Consider the following 24,506-nt stretch of genomic DNA (forward strand, 5'->3'; position numbering starts at 1 on the left):
GAGACAGAACATGCCCCCTCTCGTTGCCGCAATGATCAGCCTTGGCGTCCTTGGCGCGATCGATACGTACATTACCGCGACAGTATTCCCTGTTCCCGTCTGGGCGACCTTCATCGCCTGGGCTTCCTTCTTCGCCTGTGGCGGTGGCCAGCGCGGACTGATCAAAAGCATCGTTTCCAACTGGACGGGCATTATCATCGCCACGATCACGCTCCTGATCATCCAGTTCAGTCCAGCCTATCCAATCTTCGCTGCCATCTTGGTCGGTCTCGGCACGTCGGCAATGGTGTTTGCTTCCTCCATTCCGATCCTGAGCTTCACACCAGCGATCGTCTTTGGCTTCGCCTCCTTCGTTGGCACAACTGCCGCCACCAACACCACCGTTGTGACCTCCGGCATCAATCATCCAACACTAGTAGCCATGGCCGCCATGCTGCTTGGCGGCGTCTTCGGATTGCTCTCCGAAATGGGCACCAATCTTCTGGCGGCCAAGAAGCCGATCACCGCCTAATTTCGTAACGCAGAAAGGACAACGTCATGAAACTGCAACACTATCTAGGCGGGCTTGAGGGTCTTGGCCCGGTGAGCACCGAAACCCGCGTCTTTGTTGAGACCTGGGAAACCCGCATATTCGGCATCCATACGGCGATGATGGCGCTTTCCTCGCAACTGCCACTTCCCCAGACGCCCTCCACATTCACAACCGTTTGGACGTGGGCGGACCTTCGAAAGGGTGCCGAATCGCTGAACCCGTTCGACTATTTCAAATTCCGCTATTACGAAAAATGGCTCGGCGGCATTTCCGGCTACTTCATCGACAACGGATATATCACTGCGGAAGAACTCGATGCGTTGACGGAAGAATATTATAACGATCCACCGAAGTCGGTTCCGGCCGGCGGCGGCGCGGCCATCGACAACAGGGTCGTGCAGTATCTCGTGGAAGGCGACAGCCCGAAGCGCGACACCATTGTGTCCTTTGATTTCGCAGTCGGCGACGTCGTTTCAATCAAGAACGTTCCCTCCATCGAGCACACCAGACTTCCGGGCTTTCTCCGCGACAAGAGCGGTACCGTCGAGACGGTCTACGACGGCGCCTTCGTGTACCTTTGCGATACCGGGACCGACGGAATCGGCGCTGCTATGCCCGTCTACTGCATTCGGTTCGAACCGGAAGACCTTTGGCCCGGCAACGCCGAGAAGAACTTCAGTCTCTACGCCGATCTCTATGCGCATTACGTCGAAGCGCCCGCGGCAGCATCCGCCAAACAGGCGGCTTGACCTGCCATCCAATAGGAGCACACTCACATGATCGACCGCTTTCAATATCGCGAGGATCGCGAAGCCTACAGTGCCGCGCGGGTTAAGGCTCTCGAAGCCCTGCTGATCAAAAAAGGCATTATCACAGACAAGACCGTCGACACGGTCCTCGACTTCTTCGAAACGAAGATGGGACCCTTTAACGGTGCTAAGATCGTCGCCCGAGCCTGGGTTGACCCGTCCTTCAAAGACCGGCTCGTGGCAGACACGCCGGCGGCGATCGCCGAACTTAATCTGCCCGAGGGCATGGCAGGTGCCGAGGGCGAGCATATGCGTGCCGTGGCGAACTCGCCGGATGTGCACAACCTTATCATATGCACGCTTTGCTCCTGCTATCCCTGGCCGGTCCTGGGGCTGCCTCCCTACTGGTACAAGGATCCCACCTTCCGCAGCCGCGCCGCCCGCGAACCACGCGCTGTTCTGGACGAGTTCGGACTCCCGGTCCCCGAGACCATCGAAATTAAGGTCTGGGATTCCAGTGCGCAGATCCGCTGGTTCGTCGTTCCTGAACGTCCCGTTGGCACGGAAGGAATGACTGAGGCCGAACTCGAGGCGCTCGTAACTCCCGAAGCAATGATGGGCGTCGCCATCGCCAAGGCCGCGTGAGGCCGTCGACGATGCTGACCCAGTTCGAACACTTCGCAATCACTGAGATGATGGGCAAGACCGACAATCCTCCTCGCGCCAACGGGTCTCTCTGCTTCGGTTCGCAGTGGGAGCGGTCCTCATTCGGAATGGCCCTGGCGCTCGCCAAGAACGGCATTTTTGAATGGGATGATTTTCGCGACGAACTCATCTTGATGATTAAGGACTGGGAGGACGCGCATCCTGTCGATCGCTCGACATGGAACTATTACGACCAGTTCCTGGCAGCGCTCGAGAAGACAGTCGTCAAGGCTGGCATCATCGATCGGGAAGAGATCAGGGCCGCGCTCGCGGCCTATTCAAAATCAGCAACAGATACTTAAGGGCACGCCGCCCGTCTAGAAAGGTACGAAATATGTCAGTATCCGCAACATCAACCATCGCGACGCCCGTCGTGGCGAACTCCGCAGCCAGAATTCTTCAGGCGGCGATGGCCGTGTGCTTTGGCATGATCATCATCGGCTTTGTAGGGTTTTCCCATATCGAGATCGTTCACAACGCGGCGCATGACACCCGTCATGCCAATGCGTTTCCTTGCCACTGAGGGGTCAGCGCAATGTCTTTATTTCGCTCCATTGTTTTTACCGCTGCCCTTACCGGCGTCATCGTTGGTGTGTCGGTAAGCACGGTTCAGTTTGCCGGTACAAGCCAGTTGATTGCCAGGGCAGAGGTCTACGAAAAAGCAGGCGAAGCCCAGTTTGAGGCGATCACCGCCTCTCCCATGGCGGATGCCCACGTCCATGAAGCTGGTCATGATCACGAAGGAAGCACCTGGCAACCCGCAGATGGTTTTGAACGAATGACATACACGGTGGCCGCCAACGTGTTGACCGCGATTGGATATGCGCTGGTGCTGTGCGGCCTTATTGCGATGCGCGGAAAACCCGTGACGTGGCGCGAAGGCCTGCTTTGGGGATTGGCAGGATTCGCATGTGTCATGATCGCTCCCATGTTGGGTCTGCCGCCCGAGTTGCCAGGGACGCCCTCCGCTCCGCTTGGTGACCGGCAACTCTGGTGGATCGGAACCGCCCTGGCGACTGCCGCAGGAATCGGACTGATCACGTTCCAGCGTAAGCCGTGGGCGGCCCTGGTTGCGATCGCGCTGATCGGGGCGCCTCATCTGATCGGCGCGCCTGCGGCCCCAGAAGGAATGCACGCGCTGGCACCGGAAGCTCTCGAGCATCAATTCGTTGCCGCGGCGGTAATGACCAGCCTCGTGTCTTGGGCGCTCCTAGGCTCGTTGAGCGGGACGCTCTTCAACCGCTTCGAACGCACGACGTGAGCAACGATATGATCTGGAGGGACGACCTCGATGCGCTGCAGTTCGCCGCCGAAAACGGTGGCAACTGCATCGTTCATCGCCGAGCATTCCGCGCAATGTTACGCAAGCCTCCAATGCAGCACAACTGTATCGAGTTTTACGAACAGCACGGCGCCGCGTTTGAGACGGCAGCCAAAGCGAAGATCAATAATGGAGGCGTGCCTGAGGGATCCAACTTCCATCTTAACAGCAGACAGATCCGAAACAGCCTGACGCGCTGGGATTGGCAGCGATCTTGCATGACCAATTTGGTGAACGACAAAACAGGAGACTAAAGCCCATGCGAATCGTCATCCTCGCGCCACCCGGCGTGCAGTCACTCGACATCGTTGGTCCTGCCGAGGTCTTCTGGGAAGCGGCAAGACGATTGGGCGATATGGACGCTTACGATATCCAAATCATGTCGACTGGCGCCCCTTCCGTGGCGGGAACGGGCCAGTTGCGGTTCATGGCCGATCGAACAATCTTCGATGAGGACGAGGATATCGACACCCTGCTCGTAGCAGGTGACCCGGCCTTCTTCGAGATCGACCCAGCCGTCATCGCCTGGCTGCAGCGTCGAGTACTGACGGCCAGACGGTTCGGATCGATTTGCACTGGAGTGTTCCTGCTCGCAGCCGCCGGTCTTCTCGATGGGAAAAGGGTCACCACGCATTGGGAATGCGCCGCAAAGTTCAGCGCCGAATATCCCGATATCGATCTGGATGCCGACGCCATCTACGTGCGCGACGGATCTCTGATAACGGCTGCCGGTGTCACGGCAGGTATCGATCTCGCATTGTCGCTCGTCGAGGAAGACCACGGCAAGGACACCGCGATGATCGTCGCGCGCTACATGGTCATGTTCATGAAACGACCTGGCGGGCAGTCGCAGTTCAGTGCGTATCTCGTCGGCCAGATGTCGGAAACGACCCTGATCCAGAAAGCGCAGGAGTACGTCTTGTCGAATTTGAACCGCGACCTCGATGTGGAGAGTCTTGCCCACGAGGTCGGCATGAGCACCCGGAACTTCGCGCGGGTCTTCCGTAAGGAGCTCGGCTTCACGCCGGCGGAATTCGTTGCAGCCGCCCGCACGGACGCCGTGAGACGACTGCTGCAGGACACCACGCAGCCACTCTTGAGGATCGCTACCACTTGCGGCTTCGCGGACGTGAACGCTATGCGCCGGGTATTCATCAAAACCATCGGCGTCAGTCCGAACGCCTACAGGAGCCGCTTCCAGACAGCGTCGAAGCCATCGCAAACCGTGCCTATTGGCGATGCTCAAGGGCGCCCGGGGAGGGCTCTCGCGATGCAGATAGCGCTAACTACCTCCCATCCGGGCGCGGTCGGCGGGCAAGGAGTGCGAGCGGTTTGAGTTCGAGTCTGTGGCATTGAATATCTTCACACAGCGACCGACCCAGACAGCGCAGTCTAGCCCCCGTACCCATCGTCGGAAAGGTTTGGTTCGCACAAGAGCAACTGCCGAAATAGATGACGCCGGCAAGTTCTTAGTGTAACGCCCCAAACTGCGCGGACAAACCGAGCCAATTTTGGATAGCGGACAAGCGCAGATCGCGCTCGCAAGCTCTCAGGTTAGGTCACCTGCATCCTAGAGAGATTAGCCGCGCGCGTACGCGACTATCATGACTTCCACCCGCGACACTAGAACTATACGAGTTCAAAAAGGGCTGCAGCGTCGAAGCGCTTCAAGCTCGCCTCATCGGCTTCCTCGATATTTGCCAGTTGCGGTCGCTGATCAGAGCGCGGCCAACGGCAATCATCTCGAACTCGTCGTGCTCCATTGGTTCGATCAAACGTTCCAGGCCATTTGTTTCCGCCCCTTGGCCTGCAAATGCGCTCATGAAGTCGCCATCAAGGCCGACTGAGCCTCCGCTGATTATTGCAGCACCGGTCAGTTTCTTGGCCATCCAGCGAAGTTCAGACCTTTTTCGCCATCGATCTCAGAAAATTCGGATTCCCAGAACCGTCGTTGCGAGCAATGCAGGACATCGACCCCAGCTTCCACCAACGGCAGCAGCCAGTCGGTCATCAGCGCCGGTGTCTCGCCCAGCCGTACCGTGAAATCCTGCTGCTTCCACTGGCCCACGCGAAGGATGATAGGAAGTTCCGGGCCAACCGCCCCGCGAATGGCAGCGACGATACCTCGCTTGCATAAGCGAACGATATTCGAAGCCCACACCATCGCAAGAATTCCTGGCGTTAATGCGGTAACTTTCCTTTTTCGGGAATTTTGCCTATTCGGGTTAAACCGCAACGCTCAATCATTGATTCAAACGGGTCTCACACCGGAATTGGCCCATGTGTCTTAACGTTTTCCATTGACACGCAAGTGCGGAAACTTTTGACGTTGCCCGCATCAAAAAACAACGTCCGGGTGACTTCATTGTACTCTGCCATGTCCTTTACGTTGAGGATCAGGATAAAGTCCATCTCGCCAGTAACGTAATAGCACTGCTGAACCTGCGGACACCTGTTGAAGCGATCCTTCATTGCATCCAGCAGATCCAACCGTTCATTCTCGGTGGTGACGTGGACGATGATCGTCAACGGGCGCCCGACGGCTGTCCCGTCCAACACCGCGATATCATGTCGAATGATTTTCGTTTCGCGAAGATGCTGAAGCCGCCGCGCGACCGCAGGAGGCGACAGCCCAATTTTCTCTGCGATGACGCGCTGGGAGGTATGGTTGTCCTGCTGCACCATGCGCAGGATTTTTATGTCGAACTCATCCAGATCGGCAGCGATAGATCGAACCATATTCTCCCCCATTAACGCAAAATTCTTGCAATAATTATGCGAAATTAGAGCGCAAATAAAGCCAATTACGCAATATTGTCTCGGAAGTCACCGAACGAGGCAGCCATGATCCATTTCCATTCTCCCGACCACGAGCTCCTGACCGAGTCGGACAAAGCACTTCTCGGCGCTTCGGCTCCGAACCTTGTACGCCCCTACCTCAACCTTTGGCGAAACGAACGTTCAACGCCGTTGATCGTGCTGCCAGAGATCGCGAAGGCTACCAAAGTGGCAACGGTCCTGATGAAGGATGAGGGCCAGCGGCTGGGCCTCGGCAGCTTCAAGGCTCTTGGCGGCGCCTATGCCGTAATGACCCTTTTCAAGCGTATGCTGGAGGTCCAGCTCGATGAAAAGATCTCTGTCGCGCAGCTAGTCTCTCCAACGGCTCGTGAGTTTGCAGCATCGATTACGTTCTGCTGTGCCACCGACGGAAACCATGGAAAGTCGGTGGCCGCGGGCGCGCGCATTCTCGGTTGCCGTTCCGTCATCTTTGTTCATGAGGGGGTGTCAACCGCCCGGGCCGAGGCGATCGGCGCGGATGAAATCGTGCGGGTCAAGGGCAACTATGACATGTCTGTGGATGAAGCCGAACGGGTCAGTAAGCAGCGCAGTTGGCTGCTCGTCTCAGATACGTCATGGGAGGGTTACGAAGAGATTCCGTCGTTGGTGGCGCAGGGGTATACCATCCTCGCCCAAGAGGCCTTGCATCAAATTGAGGAACTTGGCATAGATCCGCCGACCCATGTGTTTCTCCAGGCAGGCGTCGGCGGCTTTGCAAGTAGCATTTCGCTTCATCTGAGTGAGTTGCTCGGACACCAGAACATAAAGACGATTGTCGTCGAACCTGACCGTGCAGCCTGCCTTTTCATGTCGGCCGAGGCCGGACGGCTCTCTTCGTTTTCCCCCACCGAACCAACCATTATGGCCATGCTCGAGTGTTACACACCGTCTTTGGTCGCCTGGCGGATTCTGAGCGCCAACGCAAGTGCGTTCGTCACAGTTTCCGAAGAGGAGGCGAAGGACGCCATGCGCAAGCTGGCTTTCCGAGAGCATCCCATTATCGCCGGCGAAAGTGGCGCTGCCGGGCTAGCAGGACTGCTGTCTATCGCCGGTGATCCACAGGTGCATAGCAGACTTGGCCTCAATGAGCACAGCCGCGTCCTTCTCATCAACACGGAAGGTGCAACCGACCCGGCTTCTTACGAAAACATTGTTGGTTTGACTGCGGAAGAAGTGCTTCGGAACGCCGCCACCCATGAAAGCTGATGTGGCCTATGGCAATCAACTCAACCAAAACGAAAGGGAACACAAAATGAGCGCCATCAAGATTCCCCAGCGCGGCTTCTCGGCAAACGAATTCGAAACTCGCGTCGAGCGGGCAAGACAGATTATGCATAGGCACAAATTCGATGCACTGCTGGTTTCTTCGCCGCCGAACGTTCGCTACTTCACCGGATTTGACTCGCAGTTCTGGGAAAGCCCGACTAGGCCTTGGTTCGTCATCGTTCCGCTGGACGGTGATCCAGTGGCCGTCATTCCTGAAATCGGAGCGCCGGAAATGGCTCTGACATGGATGAAGGACATCCGCACTTGGCAGGCGCCTAATCCCGAGGACGATGGCATCTCCCTGCTGAAGTCGACGATCGAAAGCTTCCCACGGCGCTATGGCCGCGTTGGCGCGGAGCTTGGCCGCGAGATGGCGCTTCGCATGCCTGTGTCGGACCTGCTCAAGTTACGGGATGCTCTTGCGCTTGAGATCGCCGATGGATCGCCCTGCATTTGGGAAGTCCGTATGGTCAAGACCCCGGCGGAGATCGATCACATTCACTACATTTGCCAAATCGCAAGTGATGCTTATGAGGCGCTTCCCGAGAGTATTTCCATCGGCGAGAGCGAACGCGAAATCGCCCGAAAGCTACGAATTGATATTGCACGTCGCGGGGCAGACGCCACCCCTTTCATGCCCGCGATCTCAGGACCGGGCGGCGTGTCCCAGATAGTGTGTGGCCCTCACGACCGGCTTATTCAGGCGGGCGACGTCCTTTTCATCGATACCGGTTCGACATTTGACGGGTACTTCTGTGATTTCGACCGAAACTATGCGATCGGCGATATTTGCGATGAAGCAAAACGGGTCCACGAAGCTCTTTGGTTGGCGACGGAGGCGGGAATCGCTGCGGCTGTACCCGGCGCAAAGACCGATGACGTGTTCCGCGCCATGGCGAAGATCATCGACCAAGCCGGCGCCATTGGCAATAATGTCGGCCGCCTTGGCCACGGATTGGGATTGCAGCTGACCGAGCCGCCTTCCCACAGGCTCGGTGATGGCACCGTGATCCTTGAGAATATGGTGCTGACCATCGAACCGGGAATGGAATACGCGCCAGGCAAGATGATTGTCCACGAAGAGAACATCGCCATCACCATGGACGGGCCGCGGCTTCTTACCAGGCGTGCACCACGGGAGATGCCGACAATCCGCTAAAAGTTTCGGGAGGAAACGGGAAAGGACTGCTCCAACGCCGGGCGGATGGTCCGCACGGAAAACACAAAAGGGGAATAAAAATGCATAAGAAAATCTGTTCAACAGCCGTCGTCGCATTCACTGCATTGGCCGCAGTTATGGCAAGTGGATCGTCTGCGACAGCGGGAAACCTTAAAACCATCACCGAGGGGACTTTGCTGGTCGGCTCCGACCAGGTGTACCCTCCTTACGATTATCTTGAGGATGGCGTGACGAAGGGCTTTGACGCCGATGTCATGGCCGCGATAGCGCCGAAGCTAAGCGTTGAAGTGACGTTTATAGATACGCGTTTTGCTAGTCTCATCCCGGGTCTTCAGGCGAACCGCTTTGATATGATCGCGTCGGCGCTCTACGTCACGCCTGCGCGCGCCAAAGTGGTCGATTATATCGCTTATGCAAAAACGGGCGGCTCGTTGATGGTACGCGCGGACGACAGCTTTGAACCAAAGACACCCGAAGACCTTTGCGGGAAGCGGGTGGCTAACCTTAAGGGAGCGGCTTGGGTTCCTGAACTGCAGAAGGTTTCGCAGGACAAATGCGGTTCTAATCCAATCGACGTCAAGGAGTTCGCTACGTCGGCCGAAGCAGCACAAGCACTGCTCTCGCGCGGCGCCGATGTCGTTTTCGATGACGCAGGCGTGTCAAAAGCGGCGCTGGTCGCGTCCGGTGAGCGGCTGAAGATCACGTCCTCAGAGATTCTCTTTCCGGTCATCATGGGCCTGGCTGTGAAGAAGGGCAATGATGAGCTTCTTGCCGGACTCAAGGAGGCGTTCGAGCCGCTGAAATCGAGCGCGGAATACAAGGCGATTCTCGCCAAATACAACCTCGACCTCCCGACCGATGCGGAAATCGCTTCTGCATTGACGCAAGCCAAGTAACCTCACTGCGCCCCGGGTCGCTTTGGCGGTTCGGGCGTCCTCTACAGGAAACTGAAGATATGGCTTTCGATTGGTCTTACACGATCGGGCTCCTGTGGAGCCGAGACTTTTGGAATGCAACTCTAATGGTCATTGAGCTAAGCGTTGCGACATGGGTGTTGGCCGTGGTTCTTGGCTTTTTTGTCGCCCTTGCGCATCGCTCCAACCTCCTGGCGGTAAGGCGTGCTGCTGCATTGTACGTCTGGTTCTTCAGGAGCCTTCCGCTTCTCGTGCTACTAATCTTTGTCTACAACCTTCCCCAGGCCTTTCCCTCTACGTCGGCTCTCCTCTCAATCCCGTTCGTTGCCGGGCTCTTGGCCATGGTCCTGAGCGAGACGGCATACATTGCGGAAATTCACCGCGGCGCTCTTGTTTCAGTGGGGAAGGGCCAGTACGAAGCGGGTCGCGTCCTTGGTCTCTCACGGTCTGGAATCCAGCGCCTGATCGTGATCCCGCAGGCACTGCGCATCGCTCTTCCCTCGCTTGGTAATGAGTTTGTATCGATCGTAAAGCTGACGTCGCTCGTGTCCGTGATTTCTCTTGCTGAAATTCTTCTGGTGGGCCAACGCTACTATACCCAGAACTTCAAAGTCATTGAGACGATGGTCGCCGTCGCATTCTACTATATCCTGATCGTCACGGTTTTTGACACGGGATTGAAGGCGCTCGAACGGCGGCTGGACTTTTCCAGACGTTTGGCTGAGCTGACCACGGAGGACGTGGCACCGAACGGCGAAATTGCAGAGGAAATCGCCGGTGATATTCCACCAGCGTCAACGCAGCCGGCGGTCCGGCTTGAGCGCGGTGGCAAGTCCTTTGGTATTTATCCCGTCTTCCAGGACCTGAACCTTGCCGTCAAGCCGGGTGAAGTAGTCTCCATCATCGGACCCTCCGGATCGGGGAAAACCACACTGATTCGCTCACTGAATGGCCTTGAAACGCTTGAGCACGGCGTGGTCTATCTTGAAGAGAAACCATTCCTTGCGGGGTCGAAAGAGAAGCTGGCGAACTCACTGCGCCATGTCAGCAGCGACGCCCTTCGGATTGGAATGGTTTTTCAGAACTTCAATTTGTTCCCGCACCGCACGGCGCTCGAGAATGTGATGATGGGGCCTCTCTATCACAATCGCGCAACTGTTTCAGAGCTTCGCCAGGAAGCGCGGTCCATTCTCAATGAGGTCGGGATGCTGGTCCATGAGAACAAGTATCCGCATCAGCTCTCAGGAGGCCAACAGCAACGCGTCGCGATAGCGCGTGCGCTCGCAATGCACCCGTCGATTCTCTTGTTCGATGAACCCACATCCGCGCTTGATCCCGAAACCGTCGGCGAAGTACTCCGGATCATGGCCGCGCTGGCGCGATCAGGCCGAACCATGGTGATTGTCACCCACGAGATGAAGTTCGCCATGGAGGTCTCCGACCGAGTCATCTTTATGGAGAAAGGTCAGATCGTGTTTGACGGATCGCCTGCGCTACTGGCCGAGCGGAGAAAACAGGATGGCCGATTGGCGGAATTTGTTCGGATCTGAAGGAGTAACGATGGCAGCGCGGGCGATTTCCGGTGAACAAAACCAAGCTGAGGCGGCAACGCCCACGCCGAAATCTAAAGGTCAAATATGAGCGATATCTCGGTTGATGGGGACCGTCTCCTAGGGCGCATCAAAGAGCTTGGAAGTATCGGACGTGACGCTGGGGGTCGGCTTGTCCGGCTCGCCGGATCTGACGGCGACAAACTTGGCCGAGACCTCTTCGTTTGCTGGCTCAGGCAAGCAGGTCTTGACGTTGCGGTCGACCGTATCGGCAATATCTTTGGTATATGGCGCCCGGCCGGAACTGAAGACTGCCAACCTCTCATGCTGGGCTCACATATCGACACCGTCATCAATGCCGGTATTTACGATGGGTGCTACGGCGTTGTCGCCGGGCTTGAGGTGATACAGGCACTCAAGGCGGCAAATTTTCGGCCGATACGTCCAATTGCGGTTGCAGCCTTCACCAATGAGGAGGGCGTACGGTTTGCACCTGACATGATGGGGTCGTTGGTCTATGCCGGAGGCTTGGACGCGGATGCCGCGCTCTCTACCGTCGGCACCGACGGGGCCATCCTTGGTGAAGAACTCAAACGCATCGGTTACGCCGGAGCGGAAGCGCCCGGGTTTCTGAAGCCCTTTGCCTATTTGGAACTTCACATTGAACAGGGTCCTGTACTGGAACGGGAGGGAATCGTCCTTGGAGCGGTAGAGAACCTGCAGGGTATCTCCTGGCTGAGGATCACGATTGAGGGCACCGCCAACCACGCCGGGACGACCCCAATGACCATGCGGGCGGATGCGGGTTACGGAGCCGCTCGTATCATTGCCTATCTCCGGGAGCGTGCCCGTTCTTCAGCCACTCCCTCGGTTGCAACAGTCGGCTGCCTCGATCTCGAACCCAACGCGATCAATGTTATTCCGTCGCGCGCGACACTGACCGTCGATCTTCGCGACCCGTTCGAGTATAGGCTCAAAGAAGAGAGTGAGGCCTTGGGGGCATTTTTGGAAATGCTGGCTCGGGAGGAAAAGTTACTTATATCAGTCGAGCAATTGGCGCAGTCCAGTCCTGTCGCGTTTGACCAGGAGATCGTGCAAATGGTCGAAGGCGCTGCAGAAAGGCGTGGTCTTTCCTGCCGCCGCATGACCTCTGGCGCTGGGCATGATGCGCAGATGATCGCCAAAATTGCGCCAGCCGCGATGATTTTTGTTCCCAGCTGCGGTGGCATCAGCCACAACCCTGCCGAAGATACTTCAAAGGCCGACTTGATCGCAGGTGCCAACGTACTGATGGATGTCGTTCGCCAGATCTCGTCACAAGCGTGAACATAGCCCACCCCGAGATTTTGACCTAAAGACATTCGACAAGCTATCTGAAAGCGGCCGGCTGGGACATGTCTCAGGCGAGGCAGGCGTCGACGCGATTGAGCTGATCCATTCCTTCCTTCGCGTCTTGGGGCGCCGACAAGAACTGTTCCAAATCATACGCTCTCATGACTGTCATGGGGATGAGAAAGCATAGAGGCACATCGCCGACTTTACATCGGCGTCATCTGATTTCAACCTGACCGGTGTGCCGCGATCCGATCGGACGACGATTGATCATGCTCTCATCCACGGATTGGTTACCGCATTTCCCATTTTCGTCGCGGGCCTTCCTCTGTCTAAGGGACGGGCATGAGCTACAAAGAGCTCGCCCTATCGTACGGCGAGGGTTTCCCATCATGCCTGGATACCGCGGCACGCCGGTCAGGTTACTTTCGCAAAAGGTCGGCTCTCCTTTCAATTCCTTCCAGACGTTACGAGCTTTTATCCCTGAACATATGTTGGCCTAACCCGCCTGCTGACGTCCCAAACAAATCCGGCCAGTTCGCGAGCAATGGCGGTGATCACCTTCGGCTGCGGTTTGCCAAGGGCCGACAACCGTCGGTAGCGCTGGCAGAGTCGGGCTTGCGCCTTCCATGCTATAGCGCGGATCTCCTCGGGGAGACCCTCGGCCCGCGTCCTGTAACGCTTTGCTCTCATGACTGTCATGGGGATGAGAGCATGATCAATCGTCGTCCGATCGGATCGCGGCACACCGGTCAGGTTGAAATCAGATGACGCCGATGTAAAGTCGGCGATGTGCCTCTATGCTTTCTCATCCCCATGACAGTCATGAGAGCGTATGATTTGGCACAGTTCTTGTCGTCGCCCCTTTAGGGAGAGTAGTGGCTGAACACAAAATCTTTTGAGCTATCGAGCTTCTTGTGACACGCAAAACAGGAGTTCAAAAGCGGCTGGCTCTGGTTCGCGATGCCGTTCTCGAACTGTCCGTAGCCCCAGCCGCCACTATGTGCATACTTCTTCGAGTCTTTCACACTGATCTGGACATTCGTCGGATTTCCGGCCACGAAGGATTGCGGCGCCGGGAACAGGGTGTCGTTTTCCGCGGATGATTGATATACGTAGGCCAAGCGCGCGATCACCGATCCATCGGGAAAGGGTCGGGTTCGCTCGCGGAAAGCCTTCACGGCGACGTCATTTCCAAGGATCGCGCGTATGTCGTTATTCTTTCCCGCTTCGTGGGCCACCGTTATCATCTGCCAGGCGCGGTATTCTCCCGGGAGGCCGACGCCGTAAATCGGTGAGACGCTGTCGGTCACGCCACCGGTGGCGGTGACGGAGAGGTAAATCGCCGTGATGCCTAATGATAGCAAACGGAAATCAGTGAGTTTTCGCATTTTTAACTCCCGTAGAAGACCGCGTTGCGGGACCCTGAATTCACATTGCTGCCGCTGATCGTCGGTCCGACTTGGCCGCCTGCTTCAGGGGCGCTTTCGTTGGTGTAGATGATCGATACGGTCCGAGCGGCAAGGCTCCGCCACCGACGATCTGGACGACCACGAACGTGGATAAGGCAACCAGCGAAGTGCTCCTGGGCGTGTCCAGCAGGCCGGTCGCGACTGCAGGGTTTGCGATCGACCGGTCGGCGTTGAAACGATGGCAGCTATCAACCAGAGTCCGACGGCGAACGGCCCTACCAGCTTGCTGGCAGTCCAGTCGACTTTCCCCGTCGCCACTGCATGATGATGTTGTAGGATTGTAGTGGCCGCTCGAGACCGCGCCGAAAGCCAGGGTCAGGCTGATCAAACTGCCGGCTATCGCCATCGCCGATGACAATTGCAAGCTGCTGTCGTGGCGGCCTGAACCGACTACGGCTACCATAAGCATCGTCCCGACGCCCTCCGCCAGCGCTCGCTATGCTACAGGTATCGTGCCGTCGTCCTCGACGAAGCACCTTTGCGAGGCTCTGCCGACTGTCCTCAGATGTGCGCGGCCCATCTTGCCTCCACGGTGTCCATCTTCACTGCGAGTTCCTCGGGGGTTATCAGCCCTTTCTGGAATGCGATGTTCGCGAAGGCCGTGATCCATCTCTCGTAGTAGGAAAGCTTACCAACCAAGTCCGAACCCAATGACTCGACGCCGCGTCGTTTCTCTTCGGTGTTGATGATCTTGTGAAAGTCGAGGACGTCCGCCAGCGCGTGGCAACGTTTCTCCCAGGGCAGAAGTTCGTGCTCGACCCTTTCGATCTTCGATGCCTCGAGCCCGCCGATGTCGTTTGGCAGACGCCTCACGAATTGTTCGCTGCCGTTCATGCCGCAACTCCCGCAGTTGGCGTTTTGATCTGGATGACGCCGATCATCGCATCGCGGGTGACGAGGGAAGCGAGCTGTTCCTCGTCAAGATCGTCGGTTCCAGCCGGACGCATCGGTAGAACCAGATATCTCTGGATGGCGGTGGAATCGCTGACGTGGATTTCGACCTCGCTGGGAATAATCGTGTCGAATTCTTCGAGCACCTTCCGAGGCTCGTAGACCGCGCGTGCCCTATAGGGCTTCAGCTTGTACCAGTCGGGCGGGAGTCCAAGGACCGGCCGCGGGTAGCACGAACACAGGGTGCAGACGATGAGGTTGTGGACCTTCGGCGTGTTCTCCAGCACGATCAGCTCGGTATTGTCGTAGAAGGTGATCCCCAGCTCTTCACAGGCGGTTCGGCCGTTTTGAAGGAGACGTCTTTTGAACTCCCTATCCGTCCAGGCTCTCGCAATAACCTTCGCACCGAGTGCCGGGTTTCTGGAATCGAGCACTTCGATCTGCCGCCGCATTTCGCCCGCAGTAAAGTAGCCCTTTTCGATCATGAGCTCCTGAAACGCCGTCTCCATGGCGTCGTAATAGCCGGGCGCTTCCGGCGCAACGATCGGAGCATGATCGTGGTCATGTCCATGGTCGGGGTCTTCATGTTCGGTCATACTGAAACTCCCTCCAGCCATGTCTCGAACACTTCGATCCGAAGACTGTCATGCGACGAACCCGCGTAGTCGCTCCAGATCGAAGTCATCGGCACGGCAATTCGATAGTAGTGACGGACGCCGCCAGCGTTTCGGCCGAACGCCTCTTCCTCGTTGTTAACCGCCTTCGGCTCCATGACCGCCTCGACGACCGCCGTCTTGCCGCGCAGGTAGGTCGGCACCCGGTAGTGCCCCACCGGTGCACGGTCTGAAACCTTGACCGACTGCCCGACCACAAATACGGGCAGCTCGCCGAAGGCCGGCACGACGCTCTCTATCTTCCTTGTGGGTGTAGGGGCGGACTTCATCCGATCCTCCAAAAAGTTCTCAAGAGAGACTACGGGGACGACGCCAGGCGATATTTCGAATTCGTGCGATGGCGTGGTGGACGACGACCATCGCGCTAAACCACGCGCTCACGATGTTGCTGATGACGAGGATATTCATGTCTCACGGAGGAATGAGCAGATGACCAAGTCGTCCATCCAGCACCTGGACCGGCGCCGATTGCGCCTCAGGAACTGCTCCATGGTCCGTCCTCCTCTTCTTCTGATGACGCTCTACTTCGTACGCGCGGAAGCAGGGCGCGACCCCGTTCATCCAGGGAGACGCCGTTCACGACGGCCGGCGCCTGCTCGGCTTTCTGTGCCATTGAGGTGGACGCCATAGAGACTTTTGCTCGCAGGAATGCGGTCCGGACTGGTCTTCGCGCTGCACGCCTTTTCGTTCCCATGCGTCTACTTCGAAGCTTCAGCAGGTCCTCCTAAACCTCATGCTCAATAGGCCGAAGCGATGACGGACAACGAACATGGAGCACCATCAGCGTGATCAGCGAGAACCGCGGCTTCCGTTCCGTGGTCGTCCGCGTCGAGGACGACAACGGTCTTGGCCTCGACTCCATTGCATCGGAGCGTATTTTCGAAGCATTCTACCAAGCCGGAGGGGACCGGCATGGGCCTAGCGACCTGCCGGGTCTATCATACGAGGCGCATGCGGGACTCTGTCGGCTCGACCGCTGGGGTCTGGAGGACGGCTCCGAATTCGCAATGCCGAACGCAAGGGGGGCAAATGAACCGTAAGCAACGTGAGGACACCTCCGCGCAAGTCGTCATCATCGAAGACGACGACGGCGTCCGTGAATCGCTAGTCGGTCTGCTGCGTTCCATGAAGTTCAACGCCATCGCATTCGCCTCGGCAACGGAGTTCTCGTCGAGGGGACAGTTGGCATCTGTCGGCTGCATGATCCTCGATGTCCGGCTCCCTGGCCAGAGCGGCATCGAGTTCTACGAGGAAGTGCGCGCCCGCGGTTTCCACAGGCCAGTAATTTTCATGAGCGGCCATGCCGACGTGCCTATCGCCGTACGGGCAATGAAGGCAGGCGCTGTCGAATTCCTGACGAAACCGGTACGCGAGCAGGATCTTCTGGACGCAGTCCACGCGGCGATGAAGCGGGACAGCCGCTCCACGATGAAGGAGGAAGCTGCCTTGAGGGCCCGCGCCGACTTCGCGACGCTGACGAAACGTGAGCAGGAAGTTTTGGTCCGCGTGGTGGAGGGGCAGCGCAACAAGCAGATCTCAGCAGCGCTCGGAATTACCGAGGCCACGGTCAAACTGCACCGGGGGAACGTGATGCAGAAGATGCACGTGCAAACGCTACCAGAGCTGGTGCGTCATTACGATCTATTGGAGCTGGGCGAGCGGATCCATACCTCCACCAAAGGCTAGGTTTGATAGAAGATTTCCAGACGTTAGTCGCATTGCGAGCGCCCAACCCCGGTCATAGGATTACAGCGATAGGATCGATTGATGATTGATGCGTCGAACACCTCCCTAGTGGTTTGCGTCGAGGACGACGAGCCCGTCCGCGACGCGCTCAGGGGACTACTGCGCGCGTCCGGCATGCGGGTGGCCGCCTTCGCCTCGGCCGAAGAATTCCTCGCTTCCACGGAGTTGCAGACGGCAGCCTGCCTAGTCACGGACATCCAGCTCGGAGGAATTTCTGGTCTGGACCTGCTCGACAAGTTGTCGGGGATGACCAGAAGGATTCCATCGATCCTTATCACCGCGCACTCTGACGTCGCAATTGGCGATCGTGCCAGGAGTTCAGGGGCGCTTAGGATCTTTCTGAAGCCCGTCAGTCCGACGGACTTGCTGGAGGCCATCCGGACTGCTCTGGCAAGCGACCCGGCTCCAACGGTGTGAGAGTTCTCACGCCACCGGCGATCGCACCAGTATCTCACGACAACTAACTCGACTTGATCGCCCCTCCAGCGGAAAGTTGTCTGCGCGATGAATGACGTCACGCGAATGTCCGGGCGGCAGACCATCGAAGCAATCCAGCTTGGAGGGGCTGCCATGACGGACGCCGTCGACATGATCCATCTGGCCTTGACCGGAGGAGCTGGCATTAATTACGCACTTCAATACCTGGCCGTCGCGGCGACGGCAGGAAGGATGCCTGCCGAAGGCGCCTCGGCCCAGACCGCTCGGGACATCAAGGGGCCATCTCCCCTGATCGCCATCGAGAATGAGCCGACGCCGAAACTTATCGTCGATCCGCCCCTGCCGGAGCCCCTGTCGCGCGGTCTGGTCTTTATCCAGTACCGGACGGAAAACATTCGTGTAGTCCCGGTCTTCGGAAAGGGTGCGCTTGAGATCTCGCCTCGCATCGGGCACGTCCACGTGACCGTCGACGATCTGCCGTGGCATTTCGTGGATGCGAGTGGAGAGACGCTGATCGTTGTCGGTTTGCCGGCCGGGGAACATAAGGTTCTTGTCCAATTGGCCGATCCCACGCATCGCGTGATCACGGAGAAGACGGTCAGCTTCCTTGTGCCGGAGAAGAAAATAGCCTGAAAAAATCAAGCTTCCAAAGGCAATCGCATTTGTACGCGCCGTGCCCGCAGTAGGCCTGGCTCCTCTCAGATCGGCGATCTCAGAAGAACAGGCCTCGTGCTCGCGAGGGCGTGTTCTTCTGAAACAGTGGGTACGAACATGGCATGGCGAATCCCTAGGTTGCCGGATTGCCTTCCAGGGATCTAGATCTTCTCAAGCGGCTTCGCGCTCGACTTTCGGGAAGTCGACGTCGGTCTTAAAGACCTCGTTCATGTAGTTGGTGAAGGTGTTCGCGGCGACGTGCGCGACGATCTCCAGGAGTTCGCCGTCATCGAAGCCAGCGGCCTTGAGGGCCTCCACTTCCTGTTCGTAGACGCCGCCCCTGGCTTCCGCGACCTTGACCGCGAACTTCACTGCAGCGTCGGCCCTTGCCTCGGACGACCCGCCGCGGCGGGCTGCGGCAATCTCTTCGAGACTAAGTTTGGTCACGTGAGTGCCAGTGTATGTATGCGCGGCAAGACAATACTCGCAGCCGTTCTTCTGGGCGATCGCCAGCGCGATCCGCTCGCGGATCTTCTTGTCCAGCTTGCCCTTGCCGAGTGCTCCATTGAGTGCTGCGTAGGCCTCGAGGACGGCCGGGCTGTTAGACATCATACGGAAGACGTTAGGCAGGGCGCCGATCTGTTTCTTGATAGCCTCCAGCGTCGGCTTGGAAGCTTCCGGCGCCGCCTCGAGTGTTGCGGGAATTGGAATTCGAGCCATTTTGCAATCTCCTTGGTTGCATCGGTTACTGTAATCGGGCTGCACCGAGCCCGTCGTCAATGCAGATCGTGCGGAAGGAATCATTCCGGCTAGTGCGGCAGGTGTTCGATGACGGTAGAGCCGTTGACCATCCGCTCTGCGCTGCATGGCACCACGGCAGAGCGATGGAAGTCCCGCCATTTCCGCGGCGTGACCGCAGTGATCCTTTTGAAGACGGTCGTAAAGTGCGGCTGGTTCTGGAAACCCGTCTGCAAGGCGATCTCAACGAGAGCCAGATCGGTGCAAATCAGCAGCTTGGCCGCGGCCTGAATCCGCGTCCGTAAAAGGAACTCGTGGGCGCTCATCGAGGTGGCCGCCTTAAACGTGGCCGCGAAATGCGCTCGCGAGAACCCCGCGACATCCGCGAGCTCCTCCAGCGACATCCTCTGATCGAGGCGCGATTGCGCGTAGCGTCTGACACGGTTTAGTCGCCATGCGGAAAGAGGATGTACGCGCGGAAGGCACCGATAGCGTTCGAACGCCAACCTTGAGAAGTCCCGAGTGAGCTCGCTTCTCCTCGCGGGCGAACTTTCGGAAATCTCACCGACGAGTTCCACCAGGCGGATGTCGCGGATGTTGAAACGTCCTCCAACAACCGAGCAGGGACCTCGACAAGGCTCCTTTAGAAAGGTGAGCACATACAGACAGGCGTCGGACGGCAGCTCGACGGCGATAGGATCCGGGCCTTCGACAAAGGTGATGCTGTCCTCAACCATCAGTCCTTGAAAAAGCACGCGGCCCTTCTGCTCGAGGCGCAGCTCTGAGTCGCGGGCTGCGACGACGAACGTCCCGACGCCGGAACCCAGCGAGGTAGTGATGGCCCGGTTTCCGTTTTCCCGGGTCAGCTTGGCTAGAGAGACGTTCGGGTCGGCGACGCTATAGTGCTCGACTTGCAGACAGTCGTCGATGTTTTTGAAGACATCACGGGTCCTTCCCACGCACACCTTAGGGGCGATATCGGTCTGCATACGGTTGCTCCTCATGAAAAAGGGCGCGAATTATTGGCTGTCGTATTGCCGGGCTACTTGTCGGCGGCGGCCCTCTCGATCATCGCGGACACCAAATCGGGATGGGAGATCATCACCACATGTGACGCGCCCTTAACCCCGAGGGTTTCCTTGGCGCCCGCACGCTTCGCCATGAACTCATGAAGCTCGGCCGGGATGTTCTTGTCGGCGGTGCCGTAGATGAAGTGCGAGGGCAGTTTCTTCCAAGAGGGGTCTCCCGAAGGATCGTTCAGGGCCTCGGCCGTGACCGGACGCTGTTCCGCGCCCATAAGCGCGGCTTGCGATTCCGGAACGTCAGCGGCGAACTGCTTCCAGAACTTGCTCTGCAAAATGTAGAGATCGTGCTTCCCATCCGGCTGGACGACCGGGAGTGCCAAAGCGTCGCCCAGCGTGCCCGTGGGAAATTTCTTGCCAAGCCCGCTCGCGCTTTCCCCGGTGTCAGGCGCAAGGCCGGCCACGAAGACCAAAGACTTGACGTTCGTGCCTTCGACGACGACGTCAGTGATGACAGAGCCACCGTACGAATGGCCTACCAGGATGACTGGGCCATCGATGGACTTCAGGACTGCCGAGACGTAGTCGGCGTCATACTGCAACCCGCGCAACGGGTTCGCCACGGCTACGACAGGATAGCCGTCCTTAACCAGCTTGGCCGCGACGCCGTCCCAGCTCGCCGATTCCGCGAAAGCGCCGTGGACGAGAACGATCGTCGGCTTCGATGCCGCGATCGCGCTCTGGCTCAAGAAGAGAGCCGCGACTATTGCCGAACTGGACAACCACTTGTTCATGGGAAGTCACCTGACTTGGCGCTTCGCGACCGTGGGGCGAAGGCGCTCGGGTTACGTTCTCTAAAACCTACTATGCGGTGGCCTACGCATGTTGTGAGATGTCGAGATGTGTTGTGAGAAGTGGTGGGGAGTTCGACGCGACTGTCACAAGGCTATTATATTTTGCTCCTACGAGAAGATGCTGCGACGTCATCTGCTTGTCCTGCTCCTGCTTTCCCTTACCCAGATCACAGGCTGGGGCGTGGTCGGCGTTGTGCCCGTGATCGCAACGCAAGTTGCACCGCTATCGCTTTGCCAATGAACCTTATCAACGCGCTGGCCCCGCCGGTTCTCGCGTCGCTACTGGGGGGATCGGTGCGCAGGGCGTTTTCCGCCGCTCTCGGCATCTTGAGCGTGGCAGCCCTCGCGGTTCTATTGTTACTGAGCGGCATGAGGATGCGTCCAGCGAATCGCTCAACTAGACATCACACGCCCCGATCGCCTGATCCACCGCATTGAGCAGATCCTGATGCCGCACCGGCTTCGTCAAGAACTCGACCGCGCCCGCCTTCATCGCCCGGACTGACATTTGTATGTCAGCATGGCCGCTGATGAAGATGATCGGGTAGCGCATTCCGGTCTTCAACAGATCGGCCTGAAAGTCCAAGCCACTTCTACCGGGCAGGCATACGTCGAGAATAAGGCAATCGGGCTGATCGGCGTGTGCGCTTTCTTGATAGACCTTCACGGATTCGAAAGACGCGACCCCGAGGCCGACCGATCGTAGTAGCGTGGATATCGAGCGCCGGACGCTTTCGTCGTCCTCGATCAGGACGATGTACGGCGCCGTAGTCTTTGTCATCGCGGGGGTGTCGATCTTCGAAAATTCCTTTGACTGTATCGCTTCGAACCGCACCTCGCTTTCAAGCAAGACGTCGTCCCTGATCAGCATGTACCCCCTCCTGACGATGGTCTTGATCATGTGGCCTTGACTACCCAACGCTCGCCTCAAGGACTTCACCTGGAAACGGAGATTGCACTCCTCGACCACCATCGACGGCCAGACCTCGTCAAGGATCTCGTCCTTGCTGACGATTCCGCCGTTGGACTTCAACAGGACCATCAGAAGATCGAACGCCCGCCCGCCGATTTCCTGCGGACGTCCGTCCATCAAGAGCTGTCGGGAATGAGGGATGGCGCAGAACCGGCCGAAGCGAATGGCATGGTCCGCGGCTCCAGGCTTCGTCTGGCTTGAGGATGGCGATGTGAAGGCATCTAATGAATTCGGATGTTCGAGCGTATCATTGAACTGTACTTGCATGGCTGACTCCCCGTCGGCTGCAATTGGTCATCGCGTTGCTGAAGATCGGCGTCTTACAAATCTGTTCCCGCATCTTGCGGGAGGGGATCCTCAAATGCTTGCGATTGAAACGAAAGTCTAGCTCCGGCCCTGCAAGCAAACAATCCGACCTATGGCCAGTCCGACCCCGACAAAGTCGTGAAGAACTAGACCAAGGTCTAGGAATGCGAACGACTTGGCGAAGTTCGTTGGCATGAGACCTCACGCAAACTCACGACGCCTTACGACAACTAGCTCGTCGTTTGTGTTCGTCGAGCGTAGCAATGATTTGGAAAATCAGCGACGTAACGAGCGGCCGCACTCGCGTCCTCATTTGGAAGAACCGGAGGCTGAAATGAACAGATTCATGAGCAGGACGGCATTTGTCATAGCGATCGCGTTGTCCGCGTCGACGGCTCTGCCGGCCACGTCCTATGCAGCGAAGAAGGTCGTTGCCGCACATAAGCTCGTCGTCCCGCAGATCACCTACCATACGGTGGACGTCGACGGCACGACCGTCTTCTACCGCGAGGCCGGCCCCGCCGACGCACCCGTCGTGCTCCTCCTTCACGGGTTCCCGACGTCTTCCCACATGTTCAGGAACTTGATCCCGATCCTCGCTGACAAATATCACGTCATCGCGCCGGACTATCCAGGCTTCGGACAGAGCGCGGCGCCCGACCACACCAAGTTCGCCTACACGTTCGGGCATTACGCCGATATCGTCGACGGCCTTCTGGGCAAGCTGAACGTCAGTGAATACGCGATGTACGTCATGGACTACGGCGCTCCGGTCGGATACCGCCTCGCGCTCAAGCATCCCGACCGCGTGTCGGCGCTGATCGTCCAGAACGGCAACGCCTACGACGAGGGTCTCAAGGAATTCTGGGATCCGATCAAAGTTTACTGGAAGAGCGACACACCCGCCAACCGCGAAGCGTTGTCGGTCCTCGTCGCTCCTGAGACGACGAAGTTCCAGTACACCGACGGCATGAGTGACATCGCGTACATCGATCCCGATAACTGGGGCCACGACCAGCCGCTGCTCGACCGTACCGGCAACAAGGACATCCAGCTCGACCTGTTCCACGACTACGGGACCAACGTGCCCCTCTATCCGAAATTCCAGCAATTCTTCCGGGATAAGAAACCGCCGACCCTGATCGTCTGGGGCAAGAACGACAAGATCTTCCCCGCCGACGGCGCGTCCCCCTATCTGCGCGACCTTCCGCACGCCGAGATGCATCTACTCGACACTGGGCACTTCGCACTGGAGGACAAGCTTCCGGAAATGGCGCCGCTGATCCACGACTTCCTCGATCGAAAACTCAGCCGGGACTAGATCGAGGCACCAATTCACCGCGACTTTCCAACAAGATGGAGCCGGAAATGAACAAGCACGATTACGCACTCTCAAGACGCGGTTTCTGCCTTTGCTGCCTTGGTGGCGCGACGTTCGCGGCCACGGGCGGCTGGCTCACTCCGCCGGAAGTCTTTGCCGCTGCCAAAAGTCTTGTCGTCCAGATCCGCGAAGCCGCCGCCGCCGCCGACATTACTACGACCAAACTGCGGGGAGGCATCAGCGCGCTCTCCGGTTCAGGAGGGAATGTAGCCGTCCTCGTCGGAGACGACGGCAAGGTCCTTGTCGACGCCGGGATCACGGCGACCCGTCCACGCATTGAGAAGGCGCTCGCCAATCTCGGTCCGCAGCCGATAAAACATCTGATCAATTCGCACTGGCACTTCGACCATACGGACGGGAACGAGTGGCTAAACTCGGAGGGCGCCATGATCATGGCCCACCCGAACACGCTGAAGCACCTAACGGTCGCCACCCGCGTTGTGGACTGGGACTTCGACTTCCCGGCGTCGCCGAAGAGCGCACTGCCGACGATGCTGATGAAAGGCGACGAAGAGACGCTGAAGCTCAACGGCCAGACGATCGCGCTGAAGCACTACGGCCCCGCCCACACTGACAGCGACATCTCGGTCTTCTTCCAGGAGGCGAACGTCGTCCACGTGGCCGACACTTTCTGGAACGGCGTATATCCGTTCATAGACTACTCGACGGGCGGCAGCATCGACGGACAGATCAATGCCGCCGAGGCCAACGTCAAGATGGTGGACGACCAGACGATCGTCGTTCCCGGACATGGCGAGATCGGCAACAAGAAGGACCTGATCGCCTGGCGGGACATGCTGGTCGGCATCAGGGAAAACGTTGCCAAGCTGAAGAAGGATGGTCGAACCGTTGAAGAAACGGTCGCCGCGAAGCCGACGGAAAAGTGGGACGCCGTTTTCGGCAACTGGGCGATCTCGCCGGCGCTGTTCAGCCGCCTTGTCTACGAAGGCGTCTGAGAGGAAACTCCTCG

The 24,506-nt window shown here is 58.1% G+C and carries 30 protein-coding genes and 2 pseudogenes; 20 read left to right on the plus strand and 12 right to left on the minus strand.

Features of this window, described 5'->3' with window-relative positions:
- Positions 1 to 10: 10 nt before the first annotated feature.
- From ACSQ3H_RS30160 to ACSQ3H_RS30195, 8 genes are read left to right on the plus strand one after another with little or no spacing between them, the layout of a single operon-like run.
- Positions 11 to 511, plus strand: a complete 501-nt coding sequence (locus tag ACSQ3H_RS30160) for a DUF1097 domain-containing protein (RefSeq protein WP_436120705.1) — start codon at positions 11 to 13, stop codon at positions 509 to 511.
- 26 nt (positions 512 to 537) lie between these two features.
- Complete coding sequence (gene nthB / locus ACSQ3H_RS30165) at positions 538 to 1,281, plus strand: nitrile hydratase subunit beta (protein ID WP_436120706.1); 744 nt, start codon at positions 538 to 540, stop codon at positions 1,279 to 1,281.
- A 27-nt stretch (positions 1,282 to 1,308) separates the two neighbouring features.
- Positions 1,309 to 1,926, plus strand: coding sequence for a nitrile hydratase subunit alpha (gene nthA / locus ACSQ3H_RS30170; RefSeq protein ID WP_436120707.1), 618 nt, complete (start codon positions 1,309 to 1,311; stop codon positions 1,924 to 1,926).
- A gap of 11 nt (positions 1,927 to 1,937) precedes the next feature.
- The gene (locus ACSQ3H_RS30175) at positions 1,938 to 2,288 is read left to right on the plus strand and encodes a nitrile hydratase accessory protein (protein WP_436120708.1); all 351 of its coding nucleotides are present in this window, start codon (positions 1,938 to 1,940) and stop codon (positions 2,286 to 2,288) included.
- A 32-nt stretch (positions 2,289 to 2,320) separates the two neighbouring features.
- Entirely contained in the window at positions 2,321 to 2,509 is a 189-nt protein-coding gene (locus ACSQ3H_RS30180; protein WP_436120709.1) for a CbtB domain-containing protein, read from the plus strand.
- A 12-nt stretch (positions 2,510 to 2,521) separates the two neighbouring features.
- A complete protein-coding gene (locus ACSQ3H_RS30185) occupies positions 2,522 to 3,247 on the plus strand; it encodes a CbtA family protein (protein ID WP_436120710.1) in 726 nt (241 codons plus the stop codon).
- The gene (locus ACSQ3H_RS30190; RefSeq protein ID WP_436120711.1) at positions 3,244 to 3,561 is read left to right on the plus strand and encodes a hypothetical protein; all 318 of its coding nucleotides are present in this window, start codon (positions 3,244 to 3,246) and stop codon (positions 3,559 to 3,561) included. The genes ACSQ3H_RS30185 and ACSQ3H_RS30190 overlap by 4 nt, the downstream gene beginning before the upstream one ends.
- Before the next feature lie 5 nt (positions 3,562 to 3,566).
- A complete protein-coding gene (locus tag ACSQ3H_RS30195) occupies positions 3,567 to 4,643 on the plus strand; it encodes a GlxA family transcriptional regulator (protein ID WP_436120712.1) in 1,077 nt (358 codons plus the stop codon).
- Between the two features lie 293 nt (positions 4,644 to 4,936).
- On the opposite strand, the pseudogene ACSQ3H_RS30200 reads toward ACSQ3H_RS30195, so the two are convergent.
- A pseudogene (locus ACSQ3H_RS30200) lies at positions 4,937 to 5,429 on the minus strand (12-oxophytodienoate reductase); the annotation flags it as partial.
- A gap of 140 nt (positions 5,430 to 5,569) precedes the next feature.
- Entirely contained in the window at positions 5,570 to 6,046 is a 477-nt protein-coding gene (locus ACSQ3H_RS30205; RefSeq protein WP_436120713.1) for an Lrp/AsnC family transcriptional regulator, read from the minus strand.
- 105 nt (positions 6,047 to 6,151) lie between these two features.
- Between ACSQ3H_RS30205 and ACSQ3H_RS30210 the strand changes: the two genes are divergently transcribed.
- The 5 genes from ACSQ3H_RS30210 (at position 6,152) to ACSQ3H_RS30230 (ending at position 12,381) form a co-directional block, all read left to right on the plus strand.
- Entirely contained in the window at positions 6,152 to 7,351 is a 1,200-nt protein-coding gene (locus ACSQ3H_RS30210) for a diaminopropionate ammonia-lyase (protein ID WP_436120714.1), read from the plus strand.
- Between the two features lie 46 nt (positions 7,352 to 7,397).
- Entirely contained in the window at positions 7,398 to 8,570 is a 1,173-nt protein-coding gene (locus ACSQ3H_RS30215) for a M24 family metallopeptidase (RefSeq protein ID WP_436120715.1), read from the plus strand.
- 80 nt (positions 8,571 to 8,650) lie between these two features.
- Positions 8,651 to 9,487, plus strand: a complete 837-nt coding sequence (locus ACSQ3H_RS30220; protein WP_436120716.1) for a transporter substrate-binding domain-containing protein — start codon at positions 8,651 to 8,653, stop codon at positions 9,485 to 9,487.
- 125 nt (positions 9,488 to 9,612) lie between these two features.
- Positions 9,613 to 11,055 (plus strand): amino acid ABC transporter permease/ATP-binding protein, encoded by a 1,443-nt coding sequence (locus ACSQ3H_RS30225; RefSeq protein ID WP_436120717.1) that lies wholly within the window; start codon positions 9,613 to 9,615, stop codon positions 11,053 to 11,055.
- An 87-nt stretch (positions 11,056 to 11,142) separates the two neighbouring features.
- On the plus strand, positions 11,143 to 12,381 hold the full coding sequence (locus ACSQ3H_RS30230; RefSeq protein ID WP_436120718.1) for a Zn-dependent hydrolase: 1,239 nt from the start codon (positions 11,143 to 11,145) through the stop codon (positions 12,379 to 12,381).
- Between the two features lie 483 nt (positions 12,382 to 12,864).
- Here ACSQ3H_RS30230 and ACSQ3H_RS30235 read toward each other — a convergent pair.
- From ACSQ3H_RS30235 to ACSQ3H_RS30260, 6 genes and pseudogenes are all read right to left on the minus strand, one after another.
- A pseudogene (locus ACSQ3H_RS30235) lies at positions 12,865 to 13,056 on the minus strand (IS110 family transposase); the annotation flags it as partial.
- Between the two features lie 197 nt (positions 13,057 to 13,253).
- Complete coding sequence (locus tag ACSQ3H_RS30240; RefSeq protein ID WP_436120719.1) at positions 13,254 to 13,778, minus strand: cytochrome P460 family protein; 525 nt, start codon at positions 13,776 to 13,778, stop codon at positions 13,254 to 13,256.
- Between the two features lie 40 nt (positions 13,779 to 13,818).
- Positions 13,819 to 14,262 carry a hypothetical protein gene (locus ACSQ3H_RS30245; RefSeq protein ID WP_436120720.1) on the minus strand — a complete coding sequence of 148 codons (444 nt, stop codon included), beginning with the start codon at positions 14,260 to 14,262 and terminating at the stop codon, positions 13,819 to 13,821.
- Between the two features lie 98 nt (positions 14,263 to 14,360).
- Positions 14,361 to 14,693, minus strand: a complete 333-nt coding sequence (locus ACSQ3H_RS30250) for a nitrile hydratase (RefSeq protein ID WP_436120721.1) — start codon at positions 14,691 to 14,693, stop codon at positions 14,361 to 14,363.
- Positions 14,690 to 15,346, minus strand: coding sequence for a nitrile hydratase subunit alpha (locus ACSQ3H_RS30255; RefSeq protein WP_436120722.1), 657 nt, complete (start codon positions 15,344 to 15,346; stop codon positions 14,690 to 14,692). Before ACSQ3H_RS30255 ends, ACSQ3H_RS30250 begins: the two co-directional genes overlap by 4 nt.
- The gene (locus ACSQ3H_RS30260; RefSeq protein ID WP_436120723.1) at positions 15,343 to 15,693 is read right to left on the minus strand and encodes an SH3-like domain-containing protein; all 351 of its coding nucleotides are present in this window, start codon (positions 15,691 to 15,693) and stop codon (positions 15,343 to 15,345) included. Before ACSQ3H_RS30260 ends, ACSQ3H_RS30255 begins: the two co-directional genes overlap by 4 nt.
- A gap of 516 nt (positions 15,694 to 16,209) precedes the next feature.
- On the opposite strand from ACSQ3H_RS30260, the gene ACSQ3H_RS30265 reads away from it, so the two are divergent.
- From ACSQ3H_RS30265 to ACSQ3H_RS30280, 4 genes are all read left to right on the plus strand, one after another.
- The gene (locus ACSQ3H_RS30265; RefSeq protein WP_436120724.1) at positions 16,210 to 16,464 is read left to right on the plus strand and encodes a hypothetical protein; all 255 of its coding nucleotides are present in this window, start codon (positions 16,210 to 16,212) and stop codon (positions 16,462 to 16,464) included.
- Positions 16,454 to 17,110 carry a response regulator transcription factor gene (locus ACSQ3H_RS30270; RefSeq protein WP_436120725.1) on the plus strand — a complete coding sequence of 219 codons (657 nt, stop codon included), beginning with the start codon at positions 16,454 to 16,456 and terminating at the stop codon, positions 17,108 to 17,110. Before ACSQ3H_RS30265 ends, ACSQ3H_RS30270 begins: the two co-directional genes overlap by 11 nt.
- 81 nt (positions 17,111 to 17,191) lie before the next feature.
- Positions 17,192 to 17,587 (plus strand): response regulator transcription factor, encoded by a 396-nt coding sequence (locus tag ACSQ3H_RS30275; RefSeq protein WP_436120726.1) that lies wholly within the window; start codon positions 17,192 to 17,194, stop codon positions 17,585 to 17,587.
- A 171-nt stretch (positions 17,588 to 17,758) separates the two neighbouring features.
- On the plus strand, positions 17,759 to 18,241 hold the full coding sequence (locus tag ACSQ3H_RS30280; protein WP_436120832.1) for a DUF6130 family protein: 483 nt from the start codon (positions 17,759 to 17,761) through the stop codon (positions 18,239 to 18,241).
- A 192-nt stretch (positions 18,242 to 18,433) separates the two neighbouring features.
- Here ACSQ3H_RS30280 and ACSQ3H_RS30285 read toward each other — a convergent pair whose 3' ends face one another.
- The 3 genes from ACSQ3H_RS30285 to ACSQ3H_RS30295 all read right to left on the minus strand — a co-directional run bounded on the left by ACSQ3H_RS30285 (position 18,434) and on the right by ACSQ3H_RS30295 (position 20,816).
- Positions 18,434 to 18,982: a carboxymuconolactone decarboxylase family protein gene (locus ACSQ3H_RS30285; RefSeq protein ID WP_436120727.1), complete on the minus strand. Its 549-nt coding sequence runs from the start codon at positions 18,980 to 18,982 to the stop codon at positions 18,434 to 18,436.
- A gap of 89 nt (positions 18,983 to 19,071) precedes the next feature.
- A complete protein-coding gene (locus ACSQ3H_RS30290) occupies positions 19,072 to 19,989 on the minus strand; it encodes a helix-turn-helix domain-containing protein (RefSeq protein ID WP_436120728.1) in 918 nt (305 codons plus the stop codon).
- A gap of 53 nt (positions 19,990 to 20,042) precedes the next feature.
- Positions 20,043 to 20,816 (minus strand): alpha/beta fold hydrolase, encoded by a 774-nt coding sequence (locus ACSQ3H_RS30295; protein WP_436120729.1) that lies wholly within the window; start codon positions 20,814 to 20,816, stop codon positions 20,043 to 20,045.
- Between the two features lie 178 nt (positions 20,817 to 20,994).
- On the opposite strand from ACSQ3H_RS30295, the gene ACSQ3H_RS30300 reads away from it, so the two are divergent.
- Positions 20,995 to 21,117 (plus strand): hypothetical protein, encoded by a 123-nt coding sequence (locus ACSQ3H_RS30300; RefSeq protein WP_436120730.1) that lies wholly within the window; start codon positions 20,995 to 20,997, stop codon positions 21,115 to 21,117.
- Between the two features lie 156 nt (positions 21,118 to 21,273).
- On the opposite strand, the gene ACSQ3H_RS30305 is transcribed toward ACSQ3H_RS30300, so the two are convergent.
- Positions 21,274 to 22,116 (minus strand): response regulator, encoded by an 843-nt coding sequence (locus ACSQ3H_RS30305; RefSeq protein WP_436120731.1) that lies wholly within the window; start codon positions 22,114 to 22,116, stop codon positions 21,274 to 21,276.
- Positions 22,117 to 22,489: 373 nt separating this feature from the next.
- Here ACSQ3H_RS30305 and ACSQ3H_RS30310 point away from each other — a divergent pair, with 373 nt between their 5' ends.
- A complete protein-coding gene (locus ACSQ3H_RS30310; RefSeq protein ID WP_436120732.1) occupies positions 22,490 to 23,476 on the plus strand; it encodes an alpha/beta fold hydrolase in 987 nt (328 codons plus the stop codon).
- Positions 23,477 to 23,523: 47 nt separating this feature from the next.
- The gene (locus tag ACSQ3H_RS30315; RefSeq protein ID WP_436120733.1) at positions 23,524 to 24,492 is read left to right on the plus strand and encodes an MBL fold metallo-hydrolase; all 969 of its coding nucleotides are present in this window, start codon (positions 23,524 to 23,526) and stop codon (positions 24,490 to 24,492) included.
- The last annotated feature ends 14 nt before the right edge of the window (positions 24,493 to 24,506 follow it).

Source organism: Phyllobacterium sp. LjRoot231 (genome assembly GCF_964253365.1).
Classification (GTDB): domain Bacteria; phylum Pseudomonadota; class Alphaproteobacteria; order Rhizobiales; family Rhizobiaceae; genus Phyllobacterium.

What these genes read in the sequence shown, in the direction of transcription:
- ACSQ3H_RS30290 (WP_436120728.1), bottom strand. Translation starts at nt 19,989, where the DNA reads ATGCAGACCGATATCGCCCCTAAGGTGTGCGTGGGAAGGACCCGTGAT.
- ACSQ3H_RS30305 (WP_436120731.1), bottom strand. Translation starts at nt 22,116, where the DNA reads ATGCAAGTACAGTTCAATGATACGCTCGAACATCCGAATTCATTAGAT.
- ACSQ3H_RS30160 (WP_436120705.1), top strand. Translation starts at nt 11, where the DNA reads ATGCCCCCTCTCGTTGCCGCAATGATCAGCCTTGGCGTCCTTGGCGCG.
- ACSQ3H_RS30240 (WP_436120719.1), bottom strand. Translation starts at nt 13,778, where the DNA reads ATGCGAAAACTCACTGATTTCCGTTTGCTATCATTAGGCATCACGGCG.
- ACSQ3H_RS30250 (WP_436120721.1), bottom strand. Translation starts at nt 14,693, where the DNA reads ATGAACGGCAGCGAACAATTCGTGAGGCGTCTGCCAAACGACATCGGC.
- ACSQ3H_RS30310 (WP_436120732.1), top strand. Translation starts at nt 22,490, where the DNA reads ATGAACAGATTCATGAGCAGGACGGCATTTGTCATAGCGATCGCGTTG.
- ACSQ3H_RS30180 (WP_436120709.1), top strand. Translation starts at nt 2,321, where the DNA reads ATGTCAGTATCCGCAACATCAACCATCGCGACGCCCGTCGTGGCGAAC.
- nthB (WP_436120706.1), top strand. Translation starts at nt 538, where the DNA reads ATGAAACTGCAACACTATCTAGGCGGGCTTGAGGGTCTTGGCCCGGTG.
- ACSQ3H_RS30220 (WP_436120716.1), top strand. Translation starts at nt 8,651, where the DNA reads ATGCATAAGAAAATCTGTTCAACAGCCGTCGTCGCATTCACTGCATTG.
- ACSQ3H_RS30255 (WP_436120722.1), bottom strand. Translation starts at nt 15,346, where the DNA reads ATGACCGAACATGAAGACCCCGACCATGGACATGACCACGATCATGCT.
- ACSQ3H_RS30260 (WP_436120723.1), bottom strand. Translation starts at nt 15,693, where the DNA reads ATGAAGTCCGCCCCTACACCCACAAGGAAGATAGAGAGCGTCGTGCCG.
- ACSQ3H_RS30205 (WP_436120713.1), bottom strand. Translation starts at nt 6,046, where the DNA reads ATGGTTCGATCTATCGCTGCCGATCTGGATGAGTTCGACATAAAAATC.
- ACSQ3H_RS30225 (WP_436120717.1), top strand. Translation starts at nt 9,613, where the DNA reads ATGGTCATTGAGCTAAGCGTTGCGACATGGGTGTTGGCCGTGGTTCTT.
- nthA (WP_436120707.1), top strand. Translation starts at nt 1,309, where the DNA reads ATGATCGACCGCTTTCAATATCGCGAGGATCGCGAAGCCTACAGTGCC.
- ACSQ3H_RS30315 (WP_436120733.1), top strand. Translation starts at nt 23,524, where the DNA reads ATGAACAAGCACGATTACGCACTCTCAAGACGCGGTTTCTGCCTTTGC.
- ACSQ3H_RS30175 (WP_436120708.1), top strand. Translation starts at nt 1,938, where the DNA reads ATGCTGACCCAGTTCGAACACTTCGCAATCACTGAGATGATGGGCAAG.
- ACSQ3H_RS30295 (WP_436120729.1), bottom strand. Translation starts at nt 20,816, where the DNA reads ATGAACAAGTGGTTGTCCAGTTCGGCAATAGTCGCGGCTCTCTTCTTG.
- ACSQ3H_RS30210 (WP_436120714.1), top strand. Translation starts at nt 6,152, where the DNA reads ATGATCCATTTCCATTCTCCCGACCACGAGCTCCTGACCGAGTCGGAC.
- ACSQ3H_RS30185 (WP_436120710.1), top strand. Translation starts at nt 2,522, where the DNA reads ATGTCTTTATTTCGCTCCATTGTTTTTACCGCTGCCCTTACCGGCGTC.
- ACSQ3H_RS30230 (WP_436120718.1), top strand. Translation starts at nt 11,143, where the DNA reads ATGAGCGATATCTCGGTTGATGGGGACCGTCTCCTAGGGCGCATCAAA.
- ACSQ3H_RS30280 (WP_436120832.1), top strand. Translation starts at nt 17,759, where the DNA reads ATGATCCATCTGGCCTTGACCGGAGGAGCTGGCATTAATTACGCACTT.
- ACSQ3H_RS30270 (WP_436120725.1), top strand. Translation starts at nt 16,454, where the DNA reads ATGAACCGTAAGCAACGTGAGGACACCTCCGCGCAAGTCGTCATCATC.
- ACSQ3H_RS30245 (WP_436120720.1), bottom strand. Translation starts at nt 14,262, where the DNA reads ATGGTAGCCGTAGTCGGTTCAGGCCGCCACGACAGCAGCTTGCAATTG.
- ACSQ3H_RS30195 (WP_436120712.1), top strand. Translation starts at nt 3,567, where the DNA reads ATGCGAATCGTCATCCTCGCGCCACCCGGCGTGCAGTCACTCGACATC.
- ACSQ3H_RS30275 (WP_436120726.1), top strand. Translation starts at nt 17,192, where the DNA reads ATGATTGATGCGTCGAACACCTCCCTAGTGGTTTGCGTCGAGGACGAC.
- ACSQ3H_RS30285 (WP_436120727.1), bottom strand. Translation starts at nt 18,982, where the DNA reads ATGGCTCGAATTCCAATTCCCGCAACACTCGAGGCGGCGCCGGAAGCT.
- ACSQ3H_RS30215 (WP_436120715.1), top strand. Translation starts at nt 7,398, where the DNA reads ATGAGCGCCATCAAGATTCCCCAGCGCGGCTTCTCGGCAAACGAATTC.
- ACSQ3H_RS30300 (WP_436120730.1), top strand. Translation starts at nt 20,995, where the DNA reads ATGCTGCGACGTCATCTGCTTGTCCTGCTCCTGCTTTCCCTTACCCAG.